This is a genomic window from Mycobacterium sp. NPDC050853, from assembly GCF_040653875.1.
Lineage (GTDB): Bacteria > Actinomycetota > Actinomycetes > Mycobacteriales > Mycobacteriaceae > Mycobacterium.
In genome coordinates this window covers 174672-188227 of sequence record NZ_JBFAGW010000009.1, presented here as the reverse complement: position 1 = coordinate 188227, position 13556 = coordinate 174672, and the positions used below count along the sequence as shown (strand labels likewise).

The window sequence follows — 13556 nt, the reverse complement described above, 5'->3', positions numbered from 1 at the left end:
CAGCGCTGGCCAACATCCACGCGGTGTCCCCGGTATTCGGGACACCCATTACTGGGAAACCATCCACTAGCGGCATTCCTCTCGACTGATCTCAGGGGCGTACGGCGTAAGAGCCGCGGCCAGAACAATGCGCAGCAGATGTGTCGAACACGGCGCGGGCGTGTTGCATCTCCGTGAAGCAATCAGCGTGAGCCGAAATTGGAACAGCACGCCGGTGGCGTTCCGCTGCTCGGCATTCTGCTGTTGATGTGCGGGAAACATGCCGGATATCGGTCGTCTCTAACGTAGCCACGTTCGTCGGCCACGAATCGGCTGCGGGCCCCTCATAGCGATAGGAACTCAATTGAGCGGAAATGCTGTCCGTCTGCAGGCAATCAACAATGTCGAGGCCTATGTGCCTCCAGCGATCAGCTTTGTGGTCGGCGAAGAGCCGGGTGAAGTGTTCGGCGCGAACGTCTTCAGCAAGGCTGTCATGCAACAGCGCCTCCCCAAGTCTGTCTTCAAATCCGTAACCGCCACTATCGAAAAGGGCGCCAAGCTGGACCCGGCCGTGGCTGACGCCGTCGCCTCAGCGATGAAGGACTGGGCACTTGAGAAGGGCGCAACGCACTACGCCCACGTCTTCTACCCGCTTACCGGTCTGACCGCCGAGAAGCATGACAGCTTCCTCGAGCCGGTCAGCGACGGTGCGACGCTGGCTGAGTTCGCGGGCAAGACTCTAATCCAGGGCGAACCGGATGCCTCCAGTTTTCCCAGCGGCGGCTTGCGCAATACCTTCGAGGCTCGCGGCTACACCGGCTGGGACGTCACCAGCCCCGCCTACATCCTCGAAAATCCCAATGGCAACACGCTGTGTATCCCAACCGTGTTCGTGTCGATGACCGGTGAGGCGCTGGACCACAAGACCCCGCTGCTGCGCAGCCAGCAGGCGATGGGCGAGCACGCCGAGCGCATCCTGAAACTGTTCGGCCACAGCAATTTCGACCACATCGTGTCGTTCTGCGGTCCTGAGCAGGAGTACTTCCTGGTGGATCGCCACTTCTTCCTGGCCCGCCCCGACCTGATCAACGCCGGTCGCACGCTGTTCGGCGCAAAGCCCCCGAAGGGCCAGGAGTTCGACGACCACTATTTCGGTGCGGTGCCCGAGCGCGTTCTCGGTTTTATGATGGATACCGAACGTGAGCTGTTCAAGCTCGGTATCCCGGCCAAGACCCGACACAACGAGGTCGCCCCCGGCCAGTTCGAGATCGCTCCGATGTTCGAGCGCGCCAACATCGCCTCCGACCACCAACAGCTGCTCATGACGACGTTCAAGACGATCGCCAAGAAGCACGGCATGGAGTGCCTGTTCCACGAGAAACCCTTCGCCGGTGTCAACGGTTCGGGCAAGCACGTCAACTTCTCGCTGGGCAACTCGCAGTTCGGCAGTCTGTTGGTGCCGGGGGATACCCCGCACGAGAACGCCCAGTTCCTGGTCTTCTGCGCCGCGGTGATCCGCGCCGTGCACAAGTTCGGCGGGCTGCTTCGGGTCTCAGTGGCCTCAGCCACCAACGATCACCGCCTCGGCGCGAACGAGGCCCCGCCGGCCATTATCTCGATCTTCCTCGGGGACCAGCTGGCCGACGTGTTCGAGCAGATCGCTAAGGGCGCGGCGACATCATCAAAGGGCAAGGGCAGCATGATCATCGGCGTCGACACGCTGCCGGTCCTGCCTACCGATCCGGGCGACCGCAACCGCACCAGCCCGTTCGCCTTCACCGGCAACCGCTTCGAATTCCGCGCACCAGGCTCGATGCAGACCGTGGCGGCACCGATGGTCACGATCAACACCATCATGGCCGATTCGCTGGACTACATTGCGACCATCCTGGAGAAGGAGGTCGCCGACGGCACCGACTTCGACAAGGCCGTTCAGCAGCTCCTCACCGACATCATCACCGAACACGGTGCGGTGGTGTTCAACGGAGACGGGTATTCGGACGAGTGGCAGAGCGAGGCTGCCGTTCGTGGTCTGCCGAATCTGAAGACCACATTGGACGCGCTGCCTGAGCTGATCAAGCCGGATGCACTTGAGCTGTTCGATAAGTACAAGGTCTTCAACGATCGCGAGATGCACAGCCGATACGAGATCAGTCTTGAGCAGTACGCGCTGACCATTCATGTCGAGGCGAAGCTGTCCTTGGAGCTGGGTTCGACCGTGGTGCTGCCCGCGGCACTGCGCTATCAGACCGAGCTCGCACAGAATGTCGCTGCGCTGAAGGCCGCCGGGATGGAACCCAGCACCACATTGCTGGAGGACGTGTCAGCTCCGATCTCCGATCTGGTCAACGCGCTTGCCGATCTACGGAAGGGAATCGAGAGTGATTCCGCGACCAGCGCGCTGGAGGAGGCAGAGCATGCGAAGAGCCTGCTGCCCGGAATGGATGCGGTGCGCGCGGCTGCTGATGTGCTTGAGGGAATAGTGGCCGACGATCTGTGGCCGCTGCCGACCTACCAGGAACTGCTCTACATCCTGTAGCGGGTGGAGTCTCGGTCGAAGGAAGGTGTTCCGCGAGCTTGTCGGAGATTTCTGGCTCGACACGATCTACTGCTTGAGCATGGCCACGGCGCAAAGCATGAATACCTGATTAGGCCCTGTAACCACTGTCACCTATTTGCTGTGGAAGCGACGGCGGTTGCCGCAGCTCAAGGCACACGATTCTCGACACACGGAGGCGCCGGCAGTTAACACTTCGGCGCCGGTCCATGAGAACGTAGTTCTCATCATGGGCACGGATAGCCATCAGTACCTCTCTTACGAGGAGTTCGGTCGGGCGTTCTTCGAGATAGCCGTCAGCGAAGCCCGGGTGAGGGCCGCGGTCGCGTCGATCGCCGGCGAACCGTTCGAGGTCGGCCCCATGGCTCAAGGGCCGGGAAAGATCGCGAAGGTGACCGCAAAAGTCCAGATCCAGGACCCGATCGTCACCCGGAACGCGGGCGACATCATCACCTTCGATATCCAGGTGCCGCTGGCCATCGATTTGCTGATCGACCTGAAGCTCGACAAGAGCCGTTTCAAGGTCGCGGGCAATATCAACTTGAAGGCCACCGCCCGCGCCGCCGCGCCGCTGCAGCTGATCATCGACGTCGCGCCGCCCGGACCCTCGGATATCACGGTCGATGTGTCCTCGACCACCATCCGTGGGGAGCTGCTGCGCATCTTGGCGGGGGTTGACCAGCTGATCAGCCGGTTCATCGCCAAGTACGTCGCCAACGAGGTTGACAACCCCAAGGCCATGGCGGCGCGCACAATTGACGTCGCACACCGACTCGATTCGGCCTGGACGGGCGTTTGATCGACCTCTCGGCCTGGTACTCCGTCACGACGGGGGAGTCCGGCGCCGTGGTCTACCGGTCACCCGACGGCGCTCGTTATGCGAAAACGGGAAGCGTCAACCTTCTGGCGGATCTTGAGACGGACCTTCAGGCGGAGCGCGACCGGATCGAATGGTTAAGCGCTCAACACATCCCGAGCCCCACGGTGCTCGACTGGTCAACGGGGCCGAACGGTCCGGTATTGGTGACCTCGGCCGTTCAGGGCATCTCCGCCGACCAGCTCGATGCGGACGATCTCGACAAAGCCTGGCCCGCTATCGCGGACGCGGTGCGGCGGCTGCATGCGCTGCCGACGTCCGGCTGCCCTTTCACGCGAACTCTGGGCGCGATGATGGCCACGGCGCGCGCCGTGGTGGCTCGTGAAGCCGTCAACCCGGATTTCCTGCCGGACGCGGATCGTTCGGTTCCGGCGCGTGACCTCCTGGTGCGGGTGGAAAGCACTCTGCCCGAACGCCTCGGCCAGGAACAATCCGATCTGGTGGTGTGTCACGGGGATCTGTGCCTGCCGAACATCGTCATCTCGCCGAAGGACTTCTCGGTAGCCGGTTTCATCGACCTCGGCAGGCTCGGGCTCGCCGACCGGCACGCCGATCTCGCGCTCTTGTTCGCCAACTCCCGAGAAACCTGGCCCGAAGACACCCGCGCCGCCAACGCTCATGCGCGATTCGAGCAGGTCTATGGAACACGGGCCGATCCCGAGCGTCTGGGCTTTTACCTGCAGCTCGACCCGCTGACCTGGGGTTAGTATTTCGCTCTTGATTTATATAAGTCATTCCTTTTAATATGCGAACGTGCATGCCTTCGACATACTCGGAGACCCGGTGCGCCGGCGCATTCTGGAACTGATCCACAAGGGGGAGATGTCCTCCGGCGCCATCACCGACGTGATCCGATCAGAGTTCTTGATCAGCCAACCGGCCGTGTCGCAGCATCTCAAGGTATTGCGCAACAACGGCTTTGCCCTCGTACGTGCCGAGGGGACCCGCCGCTTGTACAGCGTTGATACCGCTCCGCTGCGCGAGGTGGACCGCTGGCTCGACACCTTCCGTAGCAACTGGACACCACACTTGGACGCATTGGCCACCGAGATCGCCCGTGGCAAGCGGCAACGCCGGACCACTGACACCCAGAAGGAGAACGCCACATGATCGATGTTCAGCACCAGCTCAACTCCGTCCGCCGCACCCTGGGCACCAAGACATTCGAGGCCCGCGCGGCACGCGTCGTGACGGTCAGTCAGACCTATGACACCGACGCAGAGGACCTCTGGGATGCCTGTACCAGCCTCGAGCGCATCCCGCGCTGGTTCCTGCCGATCGCGGGAGACTTGCGCATGGGTGGACATTATTCGTTGGAAGGTAACGCTTCTGGCACAGTACTGACCTGCGATGCACCTCATTCGTTCACGGCGACATGGGAATGCGGCGGCATGAGCTGGATCGAGGTGACGATCGCACCGGAATCCGGCGACCGGGCCACTTTCACCCTCGAACACATATCCGATATCAGCGATGACGACGAACACTGGCTGCAGTTCGGGCCGGGTGCCGTCGGAGTCGGTTGGGATTCCGGACTTCTCGGGCTGGCCGGATATCTCGCGTCGCCCGAAGACCGCATTACCCCCGAGGAGGGTATGGCGTGGGCGGCCAGCGATGAGGGGCGCGCCTTCATGGCGGGCTCCAGCGAGCGGTGGTACGAGGCCGCGATCGCCTCGGGTATGGATCCAGCGCAAGCCCGCCGCATGGCCGATCGCACCACGGAGGCCTATACCGCGGGCTGACGTGGCGCACGCCACAGCGGACGCTACTATCGGCCCATGACCACATCGGCAGTGTCGCCGGATGTACCTGGATTTGGACCCGTTACCCAAATTGCTTGGGTTACTGACGATCTCGATGCCACCGAAGGCATGCTTAGCACCGTATTCGGGGTCAAGAAATGGACGCGAATACCAGATGTGCACTTCGGCCCGGACAGTTGCACCTACCGTGGCACACCTGCTGATTTCACCGCGACCATCGCGCTGAGCTATCTCGACGACATGCAGCTCGAACTGATCCTCCCGGTCAGCGGGACGAGCATTTACACCGAGTACTTGGATCGCAATCCCGCAGGCTTGCACCACGTGTGCGTGGAACCACCCGACCTTGACGCCGCGCTCGACCATGCCAAGGCACACGGCATGGAGGTGATTCAGGACGGTGTGATGCCCGGTGGCATGCGCTTTGCCTACCTGTCGGCGCCCACGGCCGCCTTGCCGTATATGGAACTGGCCTTCGTCCCGCCCGAGATACGGGCGTTCTACGACTACATCAAGAGTGAGCAGGCATGACGACAGCGATACCGGAAACCGTGGCGGTCCAAGACATCACCGAGTGGTCGGATGACGTAGACGTGCTCGTCATCGGCTTCGGCATGGGAGGCGGGTGCGCCGCCGTCTCGGCTGCCGAATCCGGTGCGCAGGTGCTCGCGCTCGAACGTGCCGCCGCCGCGGGCGGTACCACCGCGATGGCCGGCGGGCACTTCTACCTCGGCGGCGGCACTGCGGTGCAGGAGGCCACCGGGCACGCAGACAGCGCCGACGAGATGTACAAGTACCTCATAGCGGTATCGCCCGACCCCGATCCAGAGAAGATCCGGCTGTACTGCGACGGGAGCGTCGAGCATTTCAATTGGCTTGAGGCACTGGGATTTCAGTTCGAGCGCAGCTTCTACCCGGAGAAGGCCGTCATCCAGCCCAATACCGAAGGGCTGATGTTCACGGGTAACGAGCTGGTCTGGCCGTACCGCGATGAAGCAGTCCCGGCACCCCGCGGTCACAAGGTCCCCAGGCCCGGAGATACCGGCGGCGCAGGCATGGTGGTGGAACTACTCGCCCAGCGTGCCGGCGAGCTCGGCGTTCCCATCCGCTACGAGACCGGCGCCACCGCGCTCATCCTCGACGAGCAGGGCGCAGTCGTCGGTGCCACGTGGAAGCGCTTCTCCGAAACCGGTGCGATACGGGCCAAGTCGGTGATCATCGCGGCGGGTGGATTCGTGATGAACCCCGCCATGGTGGCCGAATACACCCCCAAGCTCGCCGAGAAGCCCTTCGTGCTGGGGAGCACCTATGACGACGGACTCGGCATCAGGCTCGGGGTGTCCGCGGGTGCGGACACCCGCAACATGAATCAGATCTTCGTGACCGCACCGGTGTACCCGCCCTCGGGCCTGCTCACCGGAATCATCGTCAACAAGAACGGTGAACGGTTCGTCGCCGAGGACTCCTACCACTCGCGAACCTCCGGGTTCGTGATGGACCAGCCCGAGAGTGCCGCCTATCTGATCGTCGATTCCGAACATATGGATCGCCCGACGCTGCCGTTGACACCATTCATCGACGGCTGGGAGACCGTGGCTGAAATGGAGAAAGCCCTGGGCATCCCGCCCGGCAATCTGGAGAAGACGCTGCAGCGATACAACGAGCACGCCGCCAGGGGAGAGGACCCCGACTTTCACAAGTACCCGAAATACCTTGCACCGCAGGGAACCGGGCCGTGGGGCGCATTCGACCTCACCCTTGGTAAGGCGATCTACGCGGGGTTCACACTCGGCGGGCTCCGCACTGACTCCGACGGATGTGTGCTTACCGAATCCGGGCAAGCGATATCCGGCCTCTATGCGGCGGGCGCCAGCGCGTCAAACATTGCTCAGGACGGCAAGGGCTACAGCAGTGGAACCCGGCTCGGCGAAGCCTCGTTCTTCGGCCGACGGGCCGGATCGCACGCCTCACAGCATGCATCGGCGCATTGAGCAGGACCTGTGTGCTACGTCACAAAAGAGCATCAAATGACCACGTGGCGGAATAGCTCATCGACCCCCACAAACCCGTCGCCTAGGCTGTCAGCAACGGAAAGGTGACTCCAATGGCGGAGGTCTATACCAGCAACGGGCATCGGTCCGCGCCGACCGGCAAGATCCGCAAGCTGGCCAACGTCGCGCTGAACATCGACGGCACCGTCGGAAGCATCGAGTCGATGGCCGTCCAGGTGCACGATCTCACCGATCGGGTCGGCGGCATGCTCGATCACCTCGATTCGAGCCTGGAGCGCCTCGATGACTCCCTGGATTCGCTAAACCTCACGTTGAACAACCTGGCCGAAACCACTACGACGCTGGCCAGAACGATGACGAGCCTCGAAACGCTCATCGGCGTCGTGGACCCCCTGATTCGGGTCCTCAAGGTCGCGCTGTACCCGACGAAGATCGTGCTGGACTTCGCCGACGACCGGATCGCCCAGGTCGAACGCGCCTTACATAAATAAGACGCTCCCTCGCTGGTCATCGCCCGCCGCAGTCGGCGTTCGATTAACATACATACAAGTTTGTCGGTAATGTTAAACGACTTGGATGGCCAGGTACGACGAAGGGAGTCGCCGTGAGCGACGGTTCCGATCAGCCCCGGCGGCCCCGCAAACTCGATCCGGTTTCCGCCGAGATCCAGTTCGATCGGCTCGCCGCGACCGCAGGTCAACTCCTCAAGGCCGGTACCCGGATCCTGAGTCAACGCCCCAGCGAGCGCGACCTGCGCCAAGTGGTCGCCAGGGAGATGCGCCGGTCATTCGCCGAGCTCGGACCCGCCTACGTCAAGTTCGGGCAGCTCATCGCGTCCTCCCCGGGCATGTTCCCCGAGGACCTCTCCGCCGAGTTCCGGTCGTTGCTCGATCAGGTGCCCGCCGCGAACCCGCAGACCATCCGTTCGATGCTCACCGACGAGCTCGGCGCACCACCCGAGGATGTATTTGCCTCGTTCGACGCGGTCCCGTTCGCATCGGCCTCAATCGCCCAGGTACACAAGGCAACGCTGCAGGACGGCACCTCGGTTGTCGTCAAGATCCAGCGCCCCGCGATCCGCACCCGGCTCGCGGCCGATCTGCAGATCCTCAAACAAATCGCCCGCGGTCTCGAACTCACCGAAATGGGTCGGATGTCCAACATCTACGAGGTGATGGAAGATTTCGAGGCCAACCTCGCCGAGGAACTCGACTTCACCTTGGAAGCCCAAGCCATGAGCGATTGGACGGCGGGCCTGGCAGACTCCAAGTACGCGCCGAAAGTGCGCGTACCCCAAGTTTATTCGGATCTGTCCACCGACAAGGTGCTCACCATGGAATACGTGGAAGGCATCAGGATCGACCGCGCGGACGAGATCCGCGCGGCGGGATTCGACGGTCCCGCGGTAGTCAAGACTCTGATGCTCACCCTCTTCGACTCGGCATTCGCCGCGGGCACCTTCCATGGCGATCTCCACGCCGGAAACCTGATGGTGGACCCGGAAGGGCGAATTGTCTTCCTGGACTTCGGAATTGTCGGCCGACTCGATGAGCGGACCCGCAAGACACTGCGCGAGCTGATCGGCGCCCTCATCATCGAACCCGATGATGAGTCGGCCGCGCGAACGCTGATCAGACTGGGTGCCATCGACCCCGGCGCCGACCCCGCCAAGGTTGCCGAGTCGCTCCGAAAGGTGACTCGCCCCATGGGCACCTCATTGGGCAAGATCTCTTACGGCACGATCGGTCGGCAGCTCACCGCATTGGGGCGCGAACACGACGCCATCCTCCCCAAGGAGTTCATCCTGGTGGGCAAGCAGCTGCTCTACGTCGAGCGGTACACCAAACTACTTGCGCCCGACTGGCAGCCGGTGGGGGACCCGGAGATTCTCACCTACTTCGGCACCTTGATATCGGAGTACCAGCAAGCCCGCGAAGAAATCAACGACAGCAAGGACGGGCTCGGAGAATGACACGGACCGTTGGTAGTCCAGCACAGTCGACTACCCGCAATCATCGCGGAGAACGGCGAACCCAGGAGGAGCGCAGCGCCGCGATGCGTGGACGGCTACTGGACGCCACGGTGGACTGCCTGGTCAAGTACGGATACGCGGGTACGACAACCACGCGGGTGGCACAACGCGCCGGCGTCACGCGCGGTGCGCTGGTGCACCATTTCCAATCGAAATCCGAGCTGCTCGGAGAATCGGTGCGGCACTTGGCGTTCAAACAGGGGCAGGAGATACTCTCCGAGCTGATCGCCCTGGACCGCGAAAGCGACGCCGACTTCGTCAGCCGCTGCCTGGACGCCCTCTGGCGGATGCACCAGGGGTCGATGTTCATCGCCACCATGGAGCTGTGGATAGCCGCGCGCACCGACACCGAACTATCAGCGCAGATGGATCAATTCGAATTCATCGTCATGCAGCAGTTCTCGACACTGGGCCAGTCGGTGGGCCAGACCGATGAGGAAGTTCGCGTGATCCGCAATGTCACCCTCACCGCAATGGATGCTGTTCGCGGAATACTGGTGAACAGCATGACCGCACCGCAGGAGGTCCGCGATCAACGCTGGGCGCGCGCCAAGGCGATGCTGTTGACCATCGTCGAGTCACCGACGGTCGGTGCGCCGCTCGACTCCGCGTTGCGCACGATGGACACCGGAAAGCTGACCCTGTCCGACTAGATCCCCAAAGTCGCTCCGCTCCCGCCCGGCCGACCCTAGTTCGCCTTCGGAGCGGACTCACCTGCCGCACTGGCGGCTTCCGCGGCCCGAGCTTCCTCTGCCGCGATCACCATGTTGCCGAAGAAGCCGATGAACGACGGGTCCGACAGCAGTGCCCAGTCGGGCGCCAGCAGCTTCATGTAGCGCTCGACATACAGCAGCTGCTTGGAGATCAACACCAGCTCGCGGGGCAACCGAACGTCGTACTGCTTGGCCATCGTCGCCAGCTGCTTGCCAAGCTGGCCGTACTCGATGGCCGAAAGTTTTGACTGCTGCAGGGGATTGGTGAAATCGGAGATCGTCTTGGCAGCAGTATTGGGGTCGACGGATTTACCCCGGTCGCCAATGGCACCAAGCTTGTAGATGCCCCGACTCACCGCCGCATGATCGTTCTTCACAAACAGATCGACCATGATCTCGGTGAAGATCCTCCGGCTGCGCTCGTCGATCCGGCCGACGATTCCAAAGTCCAGGAAGACGATCCGGCCGTCAGAGTCGACCAGCAGGTTCCCCGCATGGAGGTCCCCGTGGAAAAGGCCCTTGTGAAAGCCCGTCTCGAACAGCGAGTACACGATTGCCTTCACCAGCGCGACACCATCGAAGCCGGCCTTCGCCAGCTCCGCGACATTGTCGATCCGTATGCCTTCGACGTATTCCATGGTGAGTACGCGTTCGGTGGTGTACTCCCAGAAGACCTTGGGGACTCGCACCTTGTCGCCGTACTCGGTGTCGGCCAGGCTTGCCATCCACTGTTCCATGGCGTGACCCTCGGCCGCGAAATCTAGCTCCTCATTGAGGTTCTGCTCGAAGTCCTCCACGATCTCCGTGGCATTGGTTGCCCGGCCCAGATCGGTCTTGACGATCACACGCGCGAGACGACCGATGATGCGGACATCGGCGGCCAACCTGGTGCGGATCTTCGGCCGCTGGATCTTCACCACCACCCGCTCACCCGTCTTGAGTGTCGCGTGGTGCACCTGAGCGATGGACGCCGAGGCGAACGGTTTGTCGTCGAATGTCGCGAATATCGCTGCGGGATGAGCACCTAACTGCTCCCGCACGCTCTGGTGAATCAGCTGTGACGACGCAGGGGGCACCCTGTCGAGCAGCGTGCGGAACTCATTGGACAGCGTTTCGGGGAAGACACCGGGGGAGGAAGCGATGAGCTGCCCCAACTTCACGTACGTCGGCCCCATGAGTGCGAACGTCCGGCGCAGCTCGTGCGCCGCGCGCACCTCCAGCGACCTTCCACGTCGAGGCCTCGCCAGCAGGCGTGCTCCCGACCCAATCAGCCGGGTAACCGTGAGGCCAAAACGCCGGGCCTCAACCCGCAGCGGCGGTGGATTCAGCTTGACCTTCGGGCGGGTGATCTCGATATCGATCGACCCACGTACAGGTCGCGAATCCGCCGCCGCCACGGGTGATTCCGCGGTAGATTCCGAGGTGGGTCGTTGTTTCCCGTTCTCGGGCAATCCGGAAGCGAGCAGCGCCGCGTCATTGCCCGCGCCCTCGGGGGTGCTCATGAGCGCCACTGTAATACATACGAGCACAGATGTATGTAACCTGCGCTGGGTTACCGTCAAGTAGCTGTCGATTCCGAGGCAACCACCCACAGGCCTGTCGGTATCTAACCGCTATACACCTGCATTTAGTCGTAACTCCGGTCGGGATCTGCGGTAATTGCATCTTACATACACGAGGGTATGTATGTTACGTTCGGAACCGTTGGTATCAATCCACGCCAGACCATTGACAAAGGAGTCTTCGCCCATGTCCGAGCTGCACTCCAGCATCGACCTCCCGTACAGCATCGACAAGCTCTGGTCGGTGTTGCCGGACCTCAACAAGTACGACGAGTGGATGACCATCCACACCGGATTCAAGGGCGATGTCCCCGCGATCGAGGACATCAAGGTCGGCACCAAGTTCTCCGAAATCGTCACCCTGATGGGCATGGCCAACACGGTCGAGTGGACCGTGCAGGAGTTCACCCCCGCCGACGAGGTGCTGTCGGCCAAGAAGGGCTCCTTCAAGCTGGGCGGCACCGGCATGGCTGGAGTCGAGGCCATCATCAAGTCCAGCGTCGAAGAGATCGACGGCGACAACACCAGAGTGAACGTCGACTCGTCCTTCAGCGGGCAGATGCTCACCGGAGCCATCGGTACGGCCATCGACAAGGCCGTCCAGGAGGAACTCGAGAACTCCGTCACCCGCCTCAAGGAATTTCTGGCCAAGGAGCTCGGCTAACCGGACTCGTTGACCTCAACCACTTTCAACGGAGAAAGCAGGACTCATGCTCGACTGGTCACCCATTGACCTTGCGGTACGCGACGCCGTTCGCCAGTTCATCGACAAGGAGGTCAGGCCTCACGTCGACGCGCTCGAGTCCGGCGAGATGGAGCCGTACCCCGTCATCCGGAAAATGTTCGCCACCTTCGGTATCGACGCTCTCGCCAAAGAGGGCTTGCAGAAGCAGATCGAGAAGAAGAAGGCTCGCGAGGCCGCACTAGCGGCCGGGCAACCCCTCGAGGAATCCAAGAAGTCCGATGACGGGGGCGCCATGGGCATGGCGGGGGGGTCGGCCAGTATGGGATTCGTACTGACCAGTGAAATCTCCCGCGTCTGTATGGGTTTGGTCACGGGGATGGGTGTCAGCATGGGCCTCACCGTGCCGACCATCGCCTCCCGCGGCACCGCAGCCCAAATGGAGCGCTGGCTGCCCGAGCTCGTCACCTACGAGAAGGTGGGGGCGTGGGCCATCACCGAACCCGATTCGGGCTCTGATGCGTTCGGCGGTATGAAGACCTATGTCACGCGCGATGGTGAGGACTACATCCTCAACGGACAGAAGACCTTCATCACCAATGGGCCCGATGCCGATGTGATCGTCGTCTACGCCAAATTGGATGAAAAGGACCCTTCGGTCGACAAGAGGGACCGCAAGGTGCTGACCTTCGTACTGGATAAGGGCATGGAGGGCTTCGCGCAGTCAAAGCCGTTCCGCAAGATGGGCATTCACAGCTCGCGCACCGGCCAGTTGTTCTTTGAGAATGTCCGGCTCGGCAAGGACCGTCTTCTCGGCGAAACCGAGACCAGCGACCAGGGCGACGGCCGAGACAGTGCACGCGCGAACTTCTCGATGGAGCGCATCGGCGTGGCCGCACTGGCGCTCGGCGTCATCGAAGAGTGCCTGCGGCTCTCACTGGATTACGCGAAGACACGCACCCTGTGGGGCAAGGAGATCGCCCAGTTCCAGCTCATCCAGCTCAAGCTCGCCAAGATGGAAGTGGCCCGGATTAACGTACGGAACATGATGTTCCACGCCATCGAGAGCATGTCTGAGGGAAAGACACCCTCGCTTTCGGAAGCATCGGCCATCAAGCTCTACTGCTCGGAGGCTGCCACTGACGTCGCGATGGACGCCGTACAGCTCTTCGGCGGCAACGGCTACATGACCGAGTACCGGGTCGAGCAGCTGGCGCGTGACGCCAAGTCGCTCATGATCTACGCCGGCAGCAACGAGGTGCAGATCACCCATATCGCCAAGGGCCTGCTCTCCGGATAGGGCCCAGGGGCCCAGGCCCCTGGCTACTTCGCCGAGTGTGCGTTCAAACAGAGATTCGAGCGAGATTTTCTGCGTGGAC

The 13556-nt window shown here is 62.2% G+C and carries 13 protein-coding genes; 12 read left to right on the top strand and 1 reads right to left on the bottom strand.

Annotated features, from left to right (window positions below; all coding sequences use genetic code 11):
• Positions 1–343: 343 nt before the first annotated feature.
• The 10 genes from AB0H22_RS23285 to AB0H22_RS23240 all read left to right on the top strand — a co-directional run bounded on the left by AB0H22_RS23285 (position 344) and on the right by AB0H22_RS23240 (position 9873).
• Positions 344–2518 carry a glutamine synthetase III gene (locus tag AB0H22_RS23285; protein WP_180750103.1) on the top strand — a complete coding sequence of 725 codons (2175 nt, stop codon included), beginning with the start codon at positions 344–346 and terminating at the stop codon, positions 2516–2518.
• A gap of 247 nt (positions 2519–2765) precedes the next feature.
• A complete protein-coding gene (locus AB0H22_RS23280) occupies positions 2766–3335 on the top strand; it encodes a hypothetical protein (protein ID WP_180750104.1) in 570 nt (189 codons plus the stop codon).
• Positions 3320–4120 carry an APH(3'') family aminoglycoside O-phosphotransferase gene (locus tag AB0H22_RS23275; RefSeq protein ID WP_358149405.1) on the top strand — a complete coding sequence of 267 codons (801 nt, stop codon included), beginning with the start codon at positions 3320–3322 and terminating at the stop codon, positions 4118–4120. The genes AB0H22_RS23280 and AB0H22_RS23275 overlap by 16 nt, the downstream gene beginning before the upstream one ends.
• Positions 4121–4166: 46 nt before the next feature.
• Positions 4167–4523 (top strand): metalloregulator ArsR/SmtB family transcription factor, encoded by a 357-nt coding sequence (locus AB0H22_RS23270; protein WP_180750105.1) that lies wholly within the window; start codon positions 4167–4169, stop codon positions 4521–4523.
• Positions 4520–5155 carry an SRPBCC family protein gene (locus AB0H22_RS23265; RefSeq protein ID WP_358149373.1) on the top strand — a complete coding sequence of 212 codons (636 nt, stop codon included), beginning with the start codon at positions 4520–4522 and terminating at the stop codon, positions 5153–5155. Before AB0H22_RS23270 ends, AB0H22_RS23265 begins: the two co-directional genes overlap by 4 nt.
• A 36-nt stretch (positions 5156–5191) precedes the next feature.
• Positions 5192–5707 carry a VOC family protein gene (locus AB0H22_RS23260; protein WP_358149371.1) on the top strand — a complete coding sequence of 172 codons (516 nt, stop codon included), beginning with the start codon at positions 5192–5194 and terminating at the stop codon, positions 5705–5707.
• Positions 5704–7167: an FAD-binding protein gene (locus AB0H22_RS23255; RefSeq protein ID WP_358149369.1), complete on the top strand. Its 1464-nt coding sequence runs from the start codon at positions 5704–5706 to the stop codon at positions 7165–7167. The genes AB0H22_RS23260 and AB0H22_RS23255 overlap by 4 nt, the downstream gene beginning before the upstream one ends.
• A 113-nt stretch (positions 7168–7280) precedes the next feature.
• On the top strand, positions 7281–7679 hold the full coding sequence (locus AB0H22_RS23250; protein WP_180750109.1) for a hypothetical protein: 399 nt from the start codon (positions 7281–7283) through the stop codon (positions 7677–7679).
• Positions 7680–7792: 113 nt separating this feature from the next.
• Entirely contained in the window at positions 7793–9160 is a 1368-nt protein-coding gene (locus AB0H22_RS23245; RefSeq protein ID WP_358149365.1) for an AarF/UbiB family protein, read from the top strand.
• Between the two features lie 83 nt (positions 9161–9243).
• Positions 9244–9873 carry a TetR/AcrR family transcriptional regulator gene (locus AB0H22_RS23240; protein WP_180750367.1) on the top strand — a complete coding sequence of 210 codons (630 nt, stop codon included), beginning with the start codon at positions 9244–9246 and terminating at the stop codon, positions 9871–9873.
• Between the two features lie 35 nt (positions 9874–9908).
• Here the strand turns inward: AB0H22_RS23240 and AB0H22_RS23235 are convergent, their stop codons facing one another.
• Positions 9909–11435: an AarF/UbiB family protein gene (locus tag AB0H22_RS23235; protein ID WP_180750111.1), complete on the bottom strand. Its 1527-nt coding sequence runs from the start codon at positions 11433–11435 to the stop codon at positions 9909–9911.
• Positions 11436–11682: 247 nt separating this feature from the next.
• Here AB0H22_RS23235 and AB0H22_RS23230 point away from each other — a divergent pair, with 247 nt between their 5' ends.
• Both AB0H22_RS23230 and AB0H22_RS23225 read left to right on the top strand, forming a co-directional pair.
• Positions 11683–12159 carry an SRPBCC family protein gene (locus tag AB0H22_RS23230; RefSeq protein WP_180750112.1) on the top strand — a complete coding sequence of 159 codons (477 nt, stop codon included), beginning with the start codon at positions 11683–11685 and terminating at the stop codon, positions 12157–12159.
• Positions 12160–12205: 46 nt separating this feature from the next.
• Positions 12206–13477: an acyl-CoA dehydrogenase family protein gene (locus AB0H22_RS23225; protein ID WP_180750113.1), complete on the top strand. Its 1272-nt coding sequence runs from the start codon at positions 12206–12208 to the stop codon at positions 13475–13477.
• The last annotated feature ends 79 nt before the right edge of the window (positions 13478–13556 follow it).

Bases quoted from the DNA above. Each gene is read 5' to 3' on its own strand.
- AB0H22_RS23280 (WP_180750104.1), top strand. From the start codon at position 2,766: ATGGGCACGGATAGCCATCAGTACCTCTCTTACGAGGAGTTCGGTCGG.
- AB0H22_RS23265 (WP_358149373.1), top strand. From the start codon at position 4,520: ATGATCGATGTTCAGCACCAGCTCAACTCCGTCCGCCGCACCCTGGGC.
- AB0H22_RS23260 (WP_358149371.1), top strand. From the start codon at position 5,192: ATGACCACATCGGCAGTGTCGCCGGATGTACCTGGATTTGGACCCGTT.
- AB0H22_RS23255 (WP_358149369.1), top strand. From the start codon at position 5,704: ATGACGACAGCGATACCGGAAACCGTGGCGGTCCAAGACATCACCGAG.
- AB0H22_RS23250 (WP_180750109.1), top strand. From the start codon at position 7,281: ATGGCGGAGGTCTATACCAGCAACGGGCATCGGTCCGCGCCGACCGGC.
- AB0H22_RS23240 (WP_180750367.1), top strand. From the start codon at position 9,244: ATGCGTGGACGGCTACTGGACGCCACGGTGGACTGCCTGGTCAAGTAC.
- AB0H22_RS23235 (WP_180750111.1), bottom strand. From the start codon at position 11,435: ATGAGCACCCCCGAGGGCGCGGGCAATGACGCGGCGCTGCTCGCTTCC.
- AB0H22_RS23230 (WP_180750112.1), top strand. From the start codon at position 11,683: ATGTCCGAGCTGCACTCCAGCATCGACCTCCCGTACAGCATCGACAAG.
- AB0H22_RS23225 (WP_180750113.1), top strand. From the start codon at position 12,206: ATGCTCGACTGGTCACCCATTGACCTTGCGGTACGCGACGCCGTTCGC.